Source organism: Mesorhizobium sp. M1143 (assembly GCF_040318435.1).
Classification (GTDB): Bacteria; Pseudomonadota; Alphaproteobacteria; order Rhizobiales; family Rhizobiaceae; genus Mesorhizobium.
Genome location: NZ_JAMYMJ010000023.1, coordinates 23,658 through 38,391 on the forward strand (window position 1 = coordinate 23,658; position 14,734 = coordinate 38,391).

Annotated in this window: 19 protein-coding genes; 13 read left to right on the plus strand and 6 right to left on the minus strand. The window is 63.0% G+C overall.

What is annotated here, in order from left to right:
* Positions 1-5: 5 nt before the first annotated feature.
* Positions 6-260 (minus strand): DUF2171 domain-containing protein, encoded by a 255-nt coding sequence (locus NKH35_RS17050; protein WP_023690182.1) that lies wholly within the window; start codon positions 258-260, stop codon positions 6-8.
* A gap of 137 nt (positions 261-397) precedes the next feature.
* On the opposite strand from NKH35_RS17050, the gene NKH35_RS17055 reads away from it, so the two are divergent.
* The 4 genes from NKH35_RS17055 to NKH35_RS17070 all read left to right on the plus strand — a co-directional run bounded on the left by NKH35_RS17055 (position 398) and on the right by NKH35_RS17070 (position 3,742).
* A complete protein-coding gene (locus NKH35_RS17055) occupies positions 398-1,123 on the plus strand; it encodes a DUF2259 domain-containing protein (protein WP_023690183.1) in 726 nt (241 codons plus the stop codon).
* 101 nt (positions 1,124-1,224) lie between these two features.
* Positions 1,225-1,644, plus strand: coding sequence for a hypothetical protein (locus NKH35_RS17060; RefSeq protein WP_352915523.1), 420 nt, complete (start codon positions 1,225-1,227; stop codon positions 1,642-1,644).
* A 59-nt stretch (positions 1,645-1,703) separates the two neighbouring features.
* The gene (purB, locus tag NKH35_RS17065; protein ID WP_352498183.1) at positions 1,704-3,005 is read left to right on the plus strand and encodes an adenylosuccinate lyase; all 1,302 of its coding nucleotides are present in this window, start codon (positions 1,704-1,706) and stop codon (positions 3,003-3,005) included.
* Between the two features lie 8 nt (positions 3,006-3,013).
* The gene (locus NKH35_RS17070; protein ID WP_023694134.1) at positions 3,014-3,742 is read left to right on the plus strand and encodes a metallophosphoesterase family protein; all 729 of its coding nucleotides are present in this window, start codon (positions 3,014-3,016) and stop codon (positions 3,740-3,742) included.
* Between the two features lie 15 nt (positions 3,743-3,757).
* On the opposite strand, the gene NKH35_RS17075 is transcribed toward NKH35_RS17070, so the two are convergent.
* Complete coding sequence (locus NKH35_RS17075; RefSeq protein ID WP_023694133.1) at positions 3,758-4,573, minus strand: VOC family protein; 816 nt, start codon at positions 4,571-4,573, stop codon at positions 3,758-3,760.
* A gap of 194 nt (positions 4,574-4,767) precedes the next feature.
* Here NKH35_RS17075 and NKH35_RS17080 point away from each other — a divergent pair, with 194 nt between their 5' ends.
* Positions 4,768-5,322, plus strand: coding sequence for an RBBP9/YdeN family alpha/beta hydrolase (locus NKH35_RS17080; protein WP_023694132.1), 555 nt, complete (start codon positions 4,768-4,770; stop codon positions 5,320-5,322).
* Positions 5,323-5,341: 19 nt separating this feature from the next.
* Here the strand turns inward: NKH35_RS17080 and NKH35_RS17085 are convergent, their stop codons facing one another.
* Positions 5,342-6,115: an HpcH/HpaI aldolase family protein gene (locus NKH35_RS17085; RefSeq protein ID WP_023669090.1), complete on the minus strand. Its 774-nt coding sequence runs from the start codon at positions 6,113-6,115 to the stop codon at positions 5,342-5,344.
* A gap of 127 nt (positions 6,116-6,242) precedes the next feature.
* Entirely contained in the window at positions 6,243-6,563 is a 321-nt protein-coding gene (locus tag NKH35_RS17090; RefSeq protein ID WP_023669091.1) for a DUF1476 domain-containing protein, read from the minus strand.
* A 275-nt stretch (positions 6,564-6,838) separates the two neighbouring features.
* On the opposite strand from NKH35_RS17090, the gene purC reads away from it, so the two are divergent.
* From purC to NKH35_RS17115, 5 genes are all read left to right on the plus strand, one after another.
* The gene (gene purC, locus NKH35_RS17095) at positions 6,839-7,633 is read left to right on the plus strand and encodes a phosphoribosylaminoimidazolesuccinocarboxamide synthase (RefSeq protein WP_013532127.1); all 795 of its coding nucleotides are present in this window, start codon (positions 6,839-6,841) and stop codon (positions 7,631-7,633) included.
* Between the two features lie 88 nt (positions 7,634-7,721).
* Positions 7,722-7,964: a phosphoribosylformylglycinamidine synthase subunit PurS gene (gene purS / locus NKH35_RS17100; protein WP_023669092.1), complete on the plus strand. Its 243-nt coding sequence runs from the start codon at positions 7,722-7,724 to the stop codon at positions 7,962-7,964.
* Between the two features lies 1 nt (position 7,965).
* A complete protein-coding gene (purQ, locus tag NKH35_RS17105; protein WP_023684888.1) occupies positions 7,966-8,634 on the plus strand; it encodes a phosphoribosylformylglycinamidine synthase subunit PurQ in 669 nt (222 codons plus the stop codon).
* Between the two features lie 41 nt (positions 8,635-8,675).
* Positions 8,676-9,086: a hypothetical protein gene (locus tag NKH35_RS17110; protein ID WP_023669094.1), complete on the plus strand. Its 411-nt coding sequence runs from the start codon at positions 8,676-8,678 to the stop codon at positions 9,084-9,086.
* 4 nt (positions 9,087-9,090) lie between these two features.
* Positions 9,091-9,735 (plus strand): Pr6Pr family membrane protein, encoded by a 645-nt coding sequence (locus tag NKH35_RS17115; protein ID WP_352915525.1) that lies wholly within the window; start codon positions 9,091-9,093, stop codon positions 9,733-9,735.
* Positions 9,736-9,750: 15 nt separating this feature from the next.
* On the opposite strand, the gene NKH35_RS17120 is transcribed toward NKH35_RS17115, so the two are convergent.
* Complete coding sequence (locus NKH35_RS17120; RefSeq protein ID WP_023706460.1) at positions 9,751-9,990, minus strand: DUF1127 domain-containing protein; 240 nt, start codon at positions 9,988-9,990, stop codon at positions 9,751-9,753.
* Positions 9,991-10,083: 93 nt separating this feature from the next.
* Between NKH35_RS17120 and NKH35_RS17125 the strand changes: the two genes are divergently transcribed.
* The gene (locus NKH35_RS17125) at positions 10,084-11,496 is read left to right on the plus strand and encodes an aminotransferase-like domain-containing protein (protein ID WP_023734533.1); all 1,413 of its coding nucleotides are present in this window, start codon (positions 10,084-10,086) and stop codon (positions 11,494-11,496) included.
* A gap of 42 nt (positions 11,497-11,538) precedes the next feature.
* On the opposite strand, the gene NKH35_RS17130 is transcribed toward NKH35_RS17125, so the two are convergent.
* Positions 11,539-11,703, minus strand: coding sequence for a hypothetical protein (locus tag NKH35_RS17130; protein WP_023669098.1), 165 nt, complete (start codon positions 11,701-11,703; stop codon positions 11,539-11,541).
* 188 nt (positions 11,704-11,891) lie between these two features.
* Between NKH35_RS17130 and purL the strand changes: the two genes are divergently transcribed.
* Together purL and NKH35_RS17140 are read left to right on the plus strand one after the other, a co-directional pair.
* The gene (purL, locus tag NKH35_RS17135; RefSeq protein WP_023734532.1) at positions 11,892-14,123 is read left to right on the plus strand and encodes a phosphoribosylformylglycinamidine synthase subunit PurL; all 2,232 of its coding nucleotides are present in this window, start codon (positions 11,892-11,894) and stop codon (positions 14,121-14,123) included.
* Positions 14,120-14,644 carry a hypothetical protein gene (locus tag NKH35_RS17140; RefSeq protein WP_023734531.1) on the plus strand — a complete coding sequence of 175 codons (525 nt, stop codon included), beginning with the start codon at positions 14,120-14,122 and terminating at the stop codon, positions 14,642-14,644. Before purL ends, NKH35_RS17140 begins: the two co-directional genes overlap by 4 nt.
* Positions 14,645-14,734 lie beyond the last annotated feature (90 nt).

Below are 14,734 nucleotides of genomic sequence, written 5' to 3' on the forward strand. Positions count from 1 at the left end.
TTCAGTCAGGTCGGGTCGGACTCCTCTTCCTCGAAGCTGACCGCGACATCCGAATTCGCCGACAGCCAGACTTTCTGGCCCTCGACCTCGGCAAGCAGGCTCAAGGGAATGTAGTGGTGATGCCCCTGATGGGTGCCCTCGCCGCTGTCGGCCTTGGTCAACTTGATCCGCTCGCCATCGACCCTGTCGACGGTGCCGATGTGAACGCCGTCGGCGCCGACCACTTCCATATGCTCGCGAATCTTGCTGGCCTCAGTCATGGGGTGTTCTCCTTTTGAAAACGATCGACGATAACAAACAGAGGCGAAATTGGATGCATCGCCTTTCGAATAGCACGATGTTTTGACTGTCTCGTGATAGGGAACGATCGAACCACGGCAGGCGGAGCGGAACCCCGATGCGAAATCTCGTCCTGATTGGCGTTTGCCTGCTGGTCCATCTCGCATCCGCCATGGCCGCCCGAGCGGGCGATGTCGCCGAGCTTGAAATCCTCGGCTTCAGCAAGGATGGCAGCGTCTTCACCTTCGAGGAATATGGTGTGGCAGACGGTTCGGGCTTTCCCTATGCCAATCGCTACTACATCAACACCGCCGACGACACGTTCCTGAAGGGCACGCCAATCCGGGTCCGGCTGGAGGATGAGACCGCCTCGCTCGAGACGGCCCGTCAGCAAGCCAGGCAAAAAGGCGAAGCAATCATTGCCCAGGCCGAGCTTACCGCCAACCGCGGCATCACCGCCGGCTTCAACCCGGTGACCGAATTGTCGGCCGACCCGTTCCGCATGGTGGTCAACCCACGGCCGATCTTTTCGCCGGTCGACCCGCCGCTGGAATTCCGGCTGGACGAGATCGGCATGAATGACACCGAAAGCTGCCAGAGCCAGGGCGAGGTCAACGGTTTTCGCCTGCTGCGGATCGAGGCCAGGGATGGCGGCCGGACCCATCTGCTGCATGAGGATAAATCGATCCCGAAAAGCCGTGGCTGCCCCAACGGCTACAGGATCGGCGCGGTGCAGACGTTCTCGATGGACAGCATCAGCGCCTATGCGGTGCTGATCGCGGTGCGCCAATACGGCTTCGAAGGGCCGGATTTTCGCTGGATCGCCGTGACCGGACGCCTGTGACATCGCTCGATCAATCCAGTTGGCGCAAGCGCGCCGGAAATCGCGTCAGCCGCGCCGTACCATCGACGGGCACGGCGCTTGTCGGCGCCTTGCTGTGGGCGATGGCCATGGGCGCCAGCGCGCTGACCGGTCTTTGGCTCGACAATTGGGAGACCCCGGAAAAGATCCGCTTCGTCGTCCTGCTGTTTGCGACCGGCGCGGCATTGGCCTTTCCCGTCGGGTTGTTCGCGGCGCGGCTGGTCTCGCTCGACCGGCATTGGGAGGTGGCGTTCGCCGCCGCCTTCGTCTGCCTGCTTGCCACGACGCTCGCCTTCACCGGCGGGTTGTTTGCGCTGCAATACCGCTCCTATTATGCCGAATGGCACGCGGAGGCCTTCACCGCCCGGTGGGCGTTCGAACTGGTCTTCACCTCGCTGACGGCGCTCTACCAGTTCGTGGTGCCGGGTATCAGGCTCTATTTTCCGCTCGGATTCATCGCGCTTGCCGCCGCCAGCGTGTGGTTTGCACGCCAGCAGCGTTGAGCATTCGGTCCGCCTCTGATAGGAGGCGCACTTAACCACCGACATATCAGGACTGACGGATGATCCCTCGCTATTCCCGGCCGGAAATGGTCGCCATCTGGTCGCCGGAAACCCGCTTCCGCATCTGGTTCGAGATCGAGGCCCATGCCTGCGATGCGCTAGCCGAGCTCGGCGTCATCCCCAGAGAAGCCGCCAAAACCATCTGGGAAAAAGGCGGCGCCGCCCAATTCGACGTCGGCAAGATCGACGAGATCGAGGCCGTCACCAAGCACGACGTCATCGCCTTCCTCACCCATCTCACCGAATTCGTCGGGCCGGATGCGCGTTTCATCCACCAGGGCATGACCTCATCGGATGTTCTCGACACCTGCCTTGCGGTGCAGCTCGGCCGCGCCAGCGATATCCTGCTGGCCGACCTCGACGGCCTGCTCGCCGCGCTGAAGCGCCGGGCCTTCGAGCACAAGGACACCGTCACCATCGGCCGCAGCCACGGCATTCATGCCGAGCCGACCACGTTCGGCGTCAAGCTGGCGCAGGCCTATGCCGAGTTCTCACGCTGCCGCGAGCGGCTGGTGCACGCACGGGAGGATATTGCCACCTGCGCCATATCGGGCGCGATCGGCACCTTCGCCAACATCGATCCCTATGTCGAAGAGCATGTGGCGAAAAAGCTTGGGCTGAAGCCGGAGCCGGTGTCGACGCAGGTCATCCCTCGCGACCGCCATGCCATGTTCTTTGCCACGCTCGGCGTCATCGCCTCGTCGGTCGAGCGGCTGGCGACCGAGATCCGCCATCTGCAGCGCACCGAGGTGCTGGAAGCGGAAGAGTATTTTTCGCCGGGCCAGAAGGGCTCGTCGGCAATGCCGCACAAGCGCAACCCGGTGCTGACCGAAAACCTCACCGGCCTTGCCCGCATGGTGCGCTCCATGGCGCTGCCGGCGATGGAGAATGTGGCGCTCTGGCACGAGCGCGACATCTCGCATTCCTCGGTCGAGCGCATGATAGGGCCGGACGCCACGGTAACGCTGGATTTCGCGCTGTCGCGGCTCACCGGCGTCGTCGACAAATTGCTGGTCTATCCCGACAACATGCTGAAGAACATGAACAAGTTCCGTGGCCTTGTGCATTCGCAGCGCGTGCTTTTGGCGCTGACGCAAGCCGGCGTCAGCCGCGAGGATGCCTACCGCCTGGTGCAGCGCAACGCCATGAAGGTATGGGAACATGGCGCTGATTTCCTTGAGGAATTGTTGGCCGACAAGGAAGTCACCGCAGCGCTGCCCGAAGCCGAGATCCGCGAGAAATTCGACCTGGGCTATCACACCAAGCATGTCGACACGATCTTCAAGCGGGTTTTCGGATAGGATCTTCCATGCGGCTGGCTGTCCTTTCCGACATCCATGGGAATCTGCGCGCGCTTGAGGCGGTTCATGCGCAGATCAAAGACGCTTCTCCCGACATCATCGTCAATCTGGGCGATTGTCTCTCCGGGCCGCTATGGCCTGAAGAAACCGCGCAATATCTGATGGCACAGAATTGGCCGACCGTGCGCGGCAATCACGACCGTGTGCTGGTCGAGCCGCCTGCTTCCGGGTTGGAAGACGTCGATGCTTTCACCCACCAATGCCTGTCCCAGGCGTCATTGACCTGGCTCTCCGCATTGCCGGTCACCCTGTCGCCTGCCCAGGACATCCTGCTTTGCCATGGCAGCCCCAGTGACGACGACGTGTTCCTGCTCGAGGAAGACGGAGGCAGCCACTTCCACCCGTCCAATGAAAAGCAGATCAGGCACAAGCTGGGCAGCGCCGGCGCCGGGCTGACCTTGTGCGGCCATACACATACGCCGCGCGTTGTGCGCTTGTCGGACAACCGGACAATCCTCAATCCCGGCAGTGTCGGCGTCCAGGCATTCCCAGGTTTGACTGTGACCGGCAGTCCGGATGCCCGCTATGCCCTTGCCACGCGCAAGGACAGACAATGGTCGTTCAGCCATCATACGGTCAGCTATGACTGGACCGAGGCGTCCACCCGCGCGACAGCCACCGGCTTCGACAGCTGGGCGCATGGGCTGCTGACGGGCTACGCCGCCACTTCCTTGTAAGAACCGAGCGGGCGCTCAGCCGGCGGCGCCCGGCACGGTGCGGATAACCGTGCCCCACGGATCTTCCCGCGTGGTTTCAGCGGTTGTCTTGTCCGACCGCATCTCGACCCAGGCCAGACCCGAGCGGGACGGATCGCGGCGGCCGGCGCCGGCGCTGTGCCACGAATTGCCACCGATATGATGGTGGTAGCCTCCCGACGACAGGAACACCGCCTGCCCTCCATACTTAGCGACCGTGTCGAAGCCAAATTCGTCGTGCCACCAGGCCTCGGCATCTTCCGGCCGGCCGACGCGCAGATGGACATGGCCGATAATGCTGTTTTGCGGCGCGCCCTGCCAGCCGGCGTCACCGGCCGGCACGCTGCCAACCACGGCGGCCAGATTCAGCCGCTCGGTCGCCATGGCGATCTTGTCGCCGTTCCACTTCCACTCCTGCGGCAGACGGTCCCTATAGACTTCAATGCCGTTGCCTTCGGGGTCGGTCAGGTACAAAGCCTCGCTGACCAGATGGTCGGAGGCGCCCTCGATGCGGATCTTGTTGGCGGCGGCATGGTTTATCCAACGGCCGAGATCGGCGCGGCTGGGCAGAAGGAAAGCGGTGTGGAAAAGGCCGGCGCTGCGCGGATCGTCGGGCTTGGCCGCTGCGTCAGGCTCGATGACCAGCAGCGGGCGCTCGGCAGCGCCCAGCGTGATGGCGCCATCGGCGCGGCTCAATTCCTGCAGGCCGACAACAGCCCGGTAGTAATCGGCAAGTCCTTCGGCGTCGCGCGCCTTCAGGCCCACGCGTGACACGCTGACGGGGGTCGTCGCGGCAAAAGGCAGTTCGCTCATAAAACTCTCCGTTCAGCGCGTTATCCCAGGCCGCGCCACCAGTCTATTCTGTTGTCCATCTCTTCCTGCCTCAAATCGTCGATCCTGATCGTTCACACAAGATGGAAAGAATCGAACAGGTTGTTCACGATTGTGATGCACCGCATGCGTCAGCGCGGGTTGCACGAGACACGGCCGCTCGCTATCTCAGCGCCATGAAAGTCAAAGACGCAGATATTCTGATCGTGCCGGGCTACACCAATTCCGGCCCCCAACACTGGCAGACACGCTGGCAGTCGAAACTGTCGACGGCGCGCCGGGTCGAGCAGGCGGAGTGGTCGAAGCCGGTGCGCGAGGACTGGACGGCGAGCGTGGCGAACGCTGTCAACGAGGCCGAGCGGCCGGTGGTGATCGTTGCCCATTCCCTGGGCGTGGCGGCCGCGGTGCAGGCCATTCCGCAGTTCAGGAAGCCGGTCGCCGGTGCGTTCTTTGTCGCGCCGCCCGACGTCGCCAACCCGGAGATAAGGCCGCGTCACCTGATGACCTTTGGCCCCTATGCACGCGAACCGCTGCCCTTCCCGTCCATCGTCATCGCCAGCCGCAACGATCCGTTCTGCGCCTTCGAGGTTGCCGAGGACATTGCCGGCGCCTGGGGTTCGCTGTTCATCGATGCCGGCGAAACCGGTCACCTCAATGAGGATGCCGGCTTCGGCCCGTGGCCGGAAGGGTCGATGACCTTCGCCAAGTTCCTGACCGACCTCAAGGCCTGACCGGGCAAGGCACCACGCCTCAGCCCTTGATCGAATCGTTCATGCTTTTGATGAGTATCTTTGCGCCGAGCGAAATCAGCGCATGGTCCGAGCCCATCGCCAGCAGCCGGTAGCCCATCGCCACGACGCGGCCGGCAATCGCCGGCTCAACGACGTAGATTGCCGCATGCTTGCCCGCCTTGCGCGTCCGCTCGGCGATGGAGGCGACGGTTTCCATCATGCTTTCCAGCGTCGAATTGACGGTGGCGCCATTCGACCAGGCGATGGAGAAATCCGATGGGCCGAGGAAGATGCCGTCAATGCCCGGCGTGTCGAGGATGCCGTCCAGCGCATCGAGTGCGGCGCGCGTTTCGACCATGGCAAAGGCCATGGTGCGTTGATTGGTGTCGCGCAGCCATTCGGCGTGGTCGCCTTTGCCATGGCGCGGAAAAGCATAGGTCGGGCCCCAGGAGCGCTCGCCCATCGGCGGATATTTCATCGCCGCGGCAAAGAGTTTTGCATCGGCCACCGAATTCACCATCGGTGCAATCACCGCCTCGGCACCGAAATCGAGGGCGCGGCTGGCCATGTCGAAGCGGCCGACCGGAATGCGCACCAGCGCCGGCTTGTTGGCGGCCAGCACCGGCACCAGGCCGCGCAAGACCGAGTCTTCGTGGTGTCCGCCATGCTGCATATCGAGGGTGACGGCGTCAAAACCCTGCTTGGCGATGATTTCGACCGTCAAAGCGTCCGGAACGCCGGACCAGGCGGTGAACAGCGTTTCATCCGCCGCCAGGCGTGACTTCAGGGACATGGGTGCTTTCCTCGTTGGGTAGAGCCTTGTAACAGGCCTACGCACAGTTTCAGCCGGAAAAGGCTGAAAAGGCAAAGAAAAACCGCCCGGCTGGACCGGGCGGTCGATTGGTCCAGCGCTAGTCGCTCTAGGTGTTCTTGATCTGCTCGATCGCCTGCGCCATCAGTTCGTCCATGGTGCGGCGGATCTGGTGATCCGACTGGTCGACGCCGGCGGCGTCGAAATCCTTGCGGATCTTGCGGAATACGTCGTGATCGCCAGCTTCCTCGATGTCGGAAACCACAACTTCCTTGGCATAGGCGTCGGCGTCAGTGCCGGACTTGCCCAGCTTTTCGGCTGCCCACAGGCCAAGCGCCTTGTTGCGGCGTGCCGAAGCCTTGAAGCGAAGTTCTTCGTCGAAGGCGAATTTGCGCTCAAAACCCTCTTCGCGGTCTTTCATGCTGCTCATGGCTTCCCTCCGATGAAATCGATTCGCGTTGGTGATGGATATGTGTGCTGCCGCAGCACAAACCAAAAGGGCGCGGGCCGGTCAATATGCTACATCGCTTGCTGCGCTGCGGCATTTCATTCCTGAAAGCGGTCGATGGAAAGGATTTGCCGATTGAGCAAACGCTGTGATTGGGATAGACCCGGCATTGAACCCCACCCGTCGCCGCACCAATTTAGGCAGACGGACAGGAACTGGTCGCTTGCCGCCTGCCCGCAAATCCAGAGAAAAATCAGATGAAAAATCGCCGCCGCATTTATGAAGGCAAGGCCAAGATCCTCTATGAGGGACCGGAACCGGGCACACTTATCCAGTTCTTCAAGGATGATGCGACCGCATTCAACAAGAAGAAGCACGAGGTCATCGACGGCAAGGGGGTGCTCAACAACCGCATCTCCGAATATATTTTCAACCATCTGAACCGCATGGGCATTCCGACCCACTTCATCCGCCGGCTCAACATGCGCGAGCAGTTGATCAAGGAAGTCGAGATCATTCCGCTCGAAGTGGTGGTGCGCAATGTCGCCGCCGGCTCGCTGTCCAAGCGCCTCGGCATCGAGGAAGGCACCGTTCTGCCGCGCTCGATCATCGAATTCTATTATAAGGCCGATGCGCTCGACGATCCGATGGTGTCGGAAGAGCACATCACCGCTTTCGGCTGGGCAAGCCCGCAGGAGATCGACGACGTCATGGCGCTGGCCATCCGCGTCAACGACTTCCTCTCCGGCCTGTTCATGGGTGTCGGCATCCAACTCGTGGATTTCAAGATCGAATGCGGCCGCCTGTTCGAGGGCGACATGATGCGCATCGTCGTTGCCGACGAGATCTCGCCGGATTCGTGCCGGCTGTGGGACGTGGCAACGCAGGACAAGCTCGACAAGGACCGTTTCCGCCGCGATATGGGCGGCCTCGTCGAAGCCTATCAGGAAGTTGCCCGCCGCCTTGGCATCATGAACGAGAACGAGCCGCCGCGCCCGACCGGCCCGGTGCTCGTCGCCTCGACCGACGGCCTCAAAGGCAAGCCGCACTAAGTCTTCATTTCTTGACGCAATTCCGGACGGAAAACCGCTTCAGACTTTTCCTGGAATTGCTAAGTCTTCGAACAGGAACCTGTCCAGCATGATCAAGGCCCGCATCACCGTCACCCTCAAGAACGGCGTGCTCGACCCGCAGGGAAAAGCCATAGAGCACGCTCTGTCCGGACTGGGGTTCGGCGGCGTCGGCCAGGTGCGGCAGGGCAAGGTCTTCGACCTCGAGCTCTCGGAGACCGACAAGGCCAAGGCTGAAGCCGATCTGAAAGCCATGTGCGACAAGCTGCTGGCGAACACGGTGATCGAGAATTACGCGGTGGAGATCGCTTGATATGAAATCAGCTGTCGTTCTTCTCCCCGGCCTCAACCGCGACCGCGACATGATTGCGGCGCTGACCAAGATCTCCGGGCAGGCGCCGGCGACCGTCTGGCAGACCGACACCGAAATCCCCGATGTCGACCTGATCGCCATTCCCGGCGGCTTCTCCTTCGGCGATTATCTGCGCTGCGGCGCGATTGCCGCGCGGATGCCGGTGATGCGGGCAGTCGCTGAAAAGGCCGCCAAGGGCGTCATGGTCATTGGCGTCTGCAACGGGTTCCAGATTCTGGTCGAGGCCGGCCTGCTGCCCGGCGCGCTGATGCGCAATGCTTCGCTGAAATTCGTTTGCCGTGAGGTGAAGCTGCAGATCGCCAACGCCAACACCATGTTCACCCGCCGCTATCAGCCGGGCCAAATCATCCGCACGCCGGTTGCGCATCATGACGGCAATTATTTCGCCGATGCCGACACGCTTGCGCGCCTCGAGGGCGAAGGACAGGTTGTGTTCCGCTATGCCGAAGGCACCAATCCCAATGGCTCGATCAACGACATTGCCGGCATCATCAGCGAGAAGGGCAATGTGCTCGGCCTGATGCCGCATCCGGAAAACCTGATCGAGGCCGCGCATGGCGGCAGTGACGGCCGGGCGCTGTTCGAAGGCGCACTCGGCATCGCCGCCTGATATCTCTTCGAATTCCTTTCAAAACACGGGGGCGGTTGACCATGAGACTGACGATTGTTCGCCTAGGTCCCCTGGCTGCTGCCGGCTTGGCGTTGGCGTCCTGCCAGTCCAGCCCGAAGAGCGCGCCGGTCCCCACGGGCAAGAGCGCTTCGCTGCTGGCCATGGAACAGGTAGCGATATCGGCCCACAAATGCTGGATCGCCAGCAAGGATCCCGCCTTCAAATCCTATCAGATGGCCAATGAGCTGAATTCGTTCAGCGGCACGCCCCGCTTCCTGCTGGTGCCGGCCAAGCATTATGGCGGCAAGCCGCTGCTGGTCGTCCAGGCGCAAGGCAATTCCAGCCGCGTCGACGTGTTCGGTCCGCTGATGGACGATCCGCTCGGCGCGCGCATCGGATCCGACATTGCGCGCTGGCAAACGGGCAACCCCTCCTGCAACGCGGCCGCCTGACGCCATGGGCCGCTTCCTGCAGTTTGCGGGATTGATCATCGGTCTGGCCGGGCTTGTCCTGCAAGCGTGCATCACCATCCCGGCATCGATGGAAGCCGGCCGCAGTTTTCTCGGCTCCATCGTCTTTCTGTTCAGCTTCTTCACCATCCTGACCAACATCGGTGCAGTGCTGGTCCACGTCTCGCTGCTGTCGCCTTCGGGCTACGCCTGGCTGCCGGCCTTTGCCGGGCCGCGGATGCGGGCGGGCGTGGCGGCTTCCATCGCCCTGGTCTTCATCGTCTACGCGACAGTTCTGGCGCAGCTCTGGCAGCCGCAGGGGCTGTTCCTGCTCTGTGACGTGCTGCTGCACTATGTGACGCCGGTGCTGTTCGTGCTGTGGTGGCTTGTTGCAGGCGCTGACGGCAGGACACGCTGGAGCGACATTTCGTGGTGGATGGCCTTTCCGATCGCCTATCTCGCCTATGCGCTGGCGCGCGCACCGATCGCAGGCGAAGTGCCCTACCCGTTCCTCGACGTTGCGAAAAACGGCGCGGCCAGCGTCGCCCGTGCGGCGCGGGCCGTCACCGGTGTTTTCCTGGTGCTGTGCATCCTCGCCGTGCTTGCCGATAGGGGCGTCTCACGCCTCAGGGCTCCGCGCACCCGTCGTTGACGAACCGGCTCCGGGTCAGTCCCAGAGCCGTCGGATCCCTTCACGGTAGGCGTCGCCACGCGAAACACCGATATCCCTGAGCTGCTCGTCGGTCATTTCCAGCAAGGCCAGGCGGCCGCGACGGCGCTCGATCAACGCTTCGATCCATCGCGCCAGCGATCTGACCACATGCACGATCCGGCCGACAAAGCCTCGCCGGCTGGACGGCCCGACCAATTCAATGCCGGCGCAGCGGATTGTCTCGATTGTATCCATTGTTTTTCTGCCAACCTTGCAAATTGTACCCATCTTGGTACGGTTCTGATATGCATTGACACCCGATCTGGTGCAATATACAGAACTGTCACCATGACAAATTGGCTCCCTGACCTCACCATCGGTTCCGGCCCGCTTTACCAGCGCCTTGCCGACAGCATCGAATCGGACATCGACAAGGGCGTTATCGATGCCGGGGCAAAATTGCCGCCGCAGCGCGATCTCGCCTATGACATCGGCACGACGGTCGGCACGATCGGCCGGGCCTATCAGCTGCTGCGCGAACGCGGGCTGGTGAGCGGCGAAGTCGGACGCGGGACCTATGTGCTGGCGCAGCAATCGGAAGCGGCGTCACCCGAATTCGCCGAGCCGGCCGTGCAAGGCACGCGCTATGTCGATGCACCGCCCGGCAAGCTGCGTTTCGACAGCACTGCCGCGCCCGACATCGGCCAGGGCGCCATTGTCGCTGACATGCTCTCGCGCACGGTGCAGGATCACCCGCACGAGATTTCGAGCTACACCAGGGATTTTCCGGAGCGCTGGTTCGAGGCCGGCGCCCGCTGGCTGTCGCGCAATTCGTTCCGTCCGGCGGCCGACACCATCGTTCCCACGCTTGGCACACATGCCGCGGTGATGGCGGCGATTGCGGCACTGACCACACCGGGCGACTATGTCGCCTTCGAGCACCTCACCTATTCGCAGATCGCCCGCAGCGCCGGGCTGATCGGGCGGCGCATAGCACTGGTGGCATCGGACGAAGAAGGCCTCGATCCCGAGGATTTCGAACGCGTCTGCGCGCAAAAGCACCCGAAGATGATCTTCCTGATGCCGACGGTGCAGAACCCGACGTTGGCGATCCTGTCGGTTTCGCGCCGCGAGGCGATCGCTCGTGTCGCGCGCGCGTACAATGTCATCGTCATCGAGGACGATCTCTATGGCGGCCTGACCGAAGATCCGACGCCGCTCATCGCCGAATATGCACCCGAGCGCACCATTGTCGCCGGCGGTCTGTCGAAATCGGTCGCGGCAGGTGTTCGCGGCGGCTGGCTCTCCTGCCCGCCCGCCTATCGCCATCGCATCCGCGTCGCCCACAAGATGATGACCGGCGGGATGCCGTTCCTGCTGGCGGAGGTGAATGCGCGGCTGGTGCTGTCTGGGCAGGCTGGCGATATCCGCAAACGCAGCATTGCCGAAATTGCCGCCCGCATCGCCATCGTGCGCGAGACACTGGCGGGTTTCGCCTTCAAGTCACACGGCAGCGTGCCCTTCGTCTGGCTGACGCTGCCCGATCCCTGGCTGTCCGGCACGTTCAGGAGCGCATGCCTCGAAAATGGCGTGCTCCTCGACGACGAGGACGAGTTCAAGGCGGGGCGTTCCGAGCAGGTTTTTCACGGCGTGCGTTTCGGCGTCTCGCAGCCAAGGCGGCGCGAGGACATCACCGGCGGCGTCGCGGTGATCCGGCGGCTGCTGGAGGAAGGCCGCGCCGGCTACGACAGGTCGTCCTGAATCGTTGGCGCCAAACCGTGCCCCTGCGTACCGATCTCAGGTTCAGCCCTCTGCCTTGAAGTTTTTGGCTTCCTTCGCGCCCTTGTCCTTGCCGTGCTTCTCGGCCAGGTCCTTGGCCTGCTTGGGCGAAACGTCGGTGGTCTCGGCAATATGCATGGCCTCCTTGTCGGAGAGGCGATTGTCTTTCTTGCCTTGCTTGGTGGCCATGTCGAAATCTCCTGATTGGTTTGAGGCCTAACGGCCGGGATGCCATAGCGTTCCCCAACGGCGCCCCGCTACCATCGTCGCCTTGTGTTTTCCGGCGTTTTTCGTCATCCGATGGGGTGTATCACGCCAAAGCTTGCGATATGAGGGGACTCAAATTCCCTCTCTCCCATGGACACCAATCGCCGCCCATGACCATTTCTAATTCCGTGCCGATCACCCCGGAACTCATAGCCGCGCATGGGCTCAAGCCCGACGAATACCAGCGCATCCTCGATCTGGTCGGGCGCGAACCGAGCTTTACCGAACTCGGCATCTTCTCGGCGATGTGGAATGAGCACTGCTCCTACAAATCCTCGAAGAAATGGCTGCGCACGCTGCCGACCACCGGGCCGCAGGTCATCCAGGGTCCGGGCGAGAATGCCGGCGTGGTCGATATCGGCGATGGCGACTGCGTCGTCTTCAAGATGGAGAGCCACAACCATCCCTCCTACATCGAGCCCTACCAGGGTGCGGCGACCGGCGTCGGCGGCATATTGCGCGACGTCTTCACCATGGGCGCGCGGCCGATTGCGGCGATGAACGCTTTGCGCTTCGGCGCACCGGACCATCCCAAGACCAGGCACCTGGTCAGCGGCGTGGTTTCCGGCGTCGGAGGATACGGCAACGCCTTTGGCGTGCCGACCGTCGGCGGCGAGGTCAATTTCGACGCCCGCTACAACGGCAACATCCTGGTCAACGCCTTTGCCGCCGGCCTCGCCAAGACAGATGCGATCTTCCTGTCGGAAGCCAAGGGCGTCGGCCTGCCGGTCGTCTATCTCGGCGCCAAGACCGGCCGCGACGGCGTCGGCGGCGCCACGATGGCCTCGGCCGAGTTCGACGACAAGATCGACGAGAAGCGCCCGACCGTGCAGGTCGGCGATCCCTTCACCGAAAAATGCCTGCTCGAAGCCTGCCTTGAGCTGATGGCGTCCGGCGCCGTCATCGCCATCCAGGACATGGGTGCGGCCGGCCTCACCTGTTCGGCGGTCGAGATGGGCGCCAAGGGCGACCTCGGCATCGAGCTTCACCTCGACCAGGTGCCGGTGCGCGAAGAGCGCATGAGCGCCTATGAGATGATGCTGTCGGAGAGCCAGGAGCGCATGCTGATGGTGCTGCGCCCCGAGAAGGAAAAGGAAGCCGAGGCGATCTTCCACAAATGGGGCCTCGACTTCGCCATTGTCGGCAAGACCACCGACGATCTGCGCTTCCGCGTCATTCACCAGGGTGACGAGGTCGCCAATCTGCCGATCAAGGACCTTGGCGACAAGGCGCCGGAATATGACCGCCCCTGGGTCGAGCCGAAGAAGCCTGCGGCGCTTGCCGCCGGCGATGCGCCGAAGGCCGATGTCGCCGATGCGCTGTTGAAACTGCTCGGCGGGCCGGACCTGTCGTCGCGCCGGTGGGTGTGGGAGCAGTACGACACGCTGATCCAGGGCAATTCGCTGCAGCTTCCGGGCGGCGACGCCGGCGTTGTGCGCGTCGAAGGCCATCCGACCAAGGCGCTCGCCTTCTCCTCCGACGTGACGCCGCGCTATTGCGAGGCCGACCCGTATGAAGGCGGCAAGCAGGCTGTGGCCGAATGCTGGCGCAACCTTACCGCCACCGGCGCGCTGCCGCTGGCGGCGACGGACAACCTCAATTTCGGCAATCCGGAACGGCCTGAGATCATGGGCCAACTGGTCGGCGCGGTGAAAGGCATTGGCGATGCCTGCCGCGCGCTCGGCTTCCCGATCGTGTCGGGCAATGTCTCGCTCTACAATGAAACCAACGGCCAGGGCATCCTGCCGACGCCGACCATCGGCGGCGTCGGGCTGATTGCCGACTGGTCGAAGATGACCCGTATCGGCTTTGCCGCCGAGGGCCAGATGATCCTGCTGGTCGGCGCGCCCCCAAGCTGGGGCAGCCATCTCGGCCAGTCCGCCTATTTCAGAGACATTCACGGTCGGACCGACGGGCCGCCGCCACCCGTCGACCTCGCCCATGAAAAGCGCGTCGGCGACCACGTGCGCGCGCTGATCGCGTCGGGCGTCGTGACCGCGGCGCATGACCTTTCCGATGGCGGCTTGGCGATAGCCCTGGCCGAGATGGCGATGGCGTCCGGCATAGGCGCCACAATTCCGGGGCTCGCCGGCACCGACCCGATCCCGGTCTGGTTCGGCGAAGACCAGGGCCGCTACCTGCTGACGCTGTCCGTCGATCCGCAGAGCAAGGAATGGGACGCCATCCGCGAGGAACAGAGCAAGCTCGGCATCTTTGCGCCATGGATCGGCTCGACCGGTGGAAACGAACTGAAGCTCGGCGATGCCAGGGCGATCCCGGTCAGCGAATTGACTGCCGCCCACGAAGGCTGGTTCCCGAACTTCATGGACAAGTCCATTTGACCAGCCTGGCAGCCCGGACGCTGATCGCAGTCGTCTTCTGGCCGTCGCTGTTCTTCTTCTGGTTCCTCGGGCCGTTCGTCTTTTTCCTGCTGTCGACGACCTCGAGCGAGGTCTGTCCGCTGCTGGAAAGGCGTGAACAGTTCCTTGAGGCGGCCAATGGCACACTGCCGATGCTGGCCTTGCAAAGCCTGATCTACGCGATCCCCATCGTCTGCCTGGTGCTGTGGAGCCGCCTTTTGCCGAACCCGGCGCGCGCAAGGCATGTCGCCACCTGCATCAACCTCTTTGCCGTTGCGGTCATTACGGGCGCGCTGTGGGAATACGGCTCATCGCTGATCTGCGACGGCAATGGCCAACCATTCTTTTCGCCCCTGTGGCAGATGACCAGCTATCTCCCGATCATCAACCTGGCGCTCAACATCCCGCTCTATGTCCTGGTGTTCAGCCTTGGCCGGGGGTTCTCGACCCGCGACGACATTACCGAAGATGGTGTGGTTCACCCGCGGCAGGATGGCACTTAGACACTGCGTCGCCGACAGAACGGCTTCAACCCGGACCAGAAAGGCTTTAGGCTGCCGTGCGAGTCACTCGTGCCTAGCCGCCCAGAACAG

Bases quoted from the DNA above. Each gene is read 5' to 3' on its own strand.
- NKH35_RS17050 (WP_023690182.1), bottom strand. From the start codon at position 260: ATGACTGAGGCCAGCAAGATTCGCGAGCATATGGAAGTGGTCGGCGCC.
- NKH35_RS17055 (WP_023690183.1), top strand. From the start codon at position 398: ATGCGAAATCTCGTCCTGATTGGCGTTTGCCTGCTGGTCCATCTCGCA.
- NKH35_RS17060 (WP_352915523.1), top strand. From the start codon at position 1,225: ATGGCCATGGGCGCCAGCGCGCTGACCGGTCTTTGGCTCGACAATTGG.
- purB (WP_352498183.1), top strand. From the start codon at position 1,704: ATGATCCCTCGCTATTCCCGGCCGGAAATGGTCGCCATCTGGTCGCCG.
- NKH35_RS17070 (WP_023694134.1), top strand. From the start codon at position 3,014: ATGCGGCTGGCTGTCCTTTCCGACATCCATGGGAATCTGCGCGCGCTT.
- NKH35_RS17075 (WP_023694133.1), bottom strand. From the start codon at position 4,573: ATGAGCGAACTGCCTTTTGCCGCGACGACCCCCGTCAGCGTGTCACGC.
- NKH35_RS17080 (WP_023694132.1), top strand. From the start codon at position 4,768: ATGAAAGTCAAAGACGCAGATATTCTGATCGTGCCGGGCTACACCAAT.
- NKH35_RS17085 (WP_023669090.1), bottom strand. From the start codon at position 6,115: ATGTCCCTGAAGTCACGCCTGGCGGCGGATGAAACGCTGTTCACCGCC.
- NKH35_RS17090 (WP_023669091.1), bottom strand. From the start codon at position 6,563: ATGAGCAGCATGAAAGACCGCGAAGAGGGTTTTGAGCGCAAATTCGCC.
- purC (WP_013532127.1), top strand. From the start codon at position 6,839: ATGAAAAATCGCCGCCGCATTTATGAAGGCAAGGCCAAGATCCTCTAT.
- purS (WP_023669092.1), top strand. From the start codon at position 7,722: ATGATCAAGGCCCGCATCACCGTCACCCTCAAGAACGGCGTGCTCGAC.
- purQ (WP_023684888.1), top strand. From the start codon at position 7,966: ATGAAATCAGCTGTCGTTCTTCTCCCCGGCCTCAACCGCGACCGCGAC.
- NKH35_RS17110 (WP_023669094.1), top strand. From the start codon at position 8,676: ATGAGACTGACGATTGTTCGCCTAGGTCCCCTGGCTGCTGCCGGCTTG.
- NKH35_RS17115 (WP_352915525.1), top strand. From the start codon at position 9,091: ATGGGCCGCTTCCTGCAGTTTGCGGGATTGATCATCGGTCTGGCCGGG.
- NKH35_RS17120 (WP_023706460.1), bottom strand. From the start codon at position 9,990: ATGGATACAATCGAGACAATCCGCTGCGCCGGCATTGAATTGGTCGGG.
- NKH35_RS17125 (WP_023734533.1), top strand. From the start codon at position 10,084: ATGACAAATTGGCTCCCTGACCTCACCATCGGTTCCGGCCCGCTTTAC.
- NKH35_RS17130 (WP_023669098.1), bottom strand. From the start codon at position 11,703: ATGGCCACCAAGCAAGGCAAGAAAGACAATCGCCTCTCCGACAAGGAG.
- purL (WP_023734532.1), top strand. From the start codon at position 11,892: ATGACCATTTCTAATTCCGTGCCGATCACCCCGGAACTCATAGCCGCG.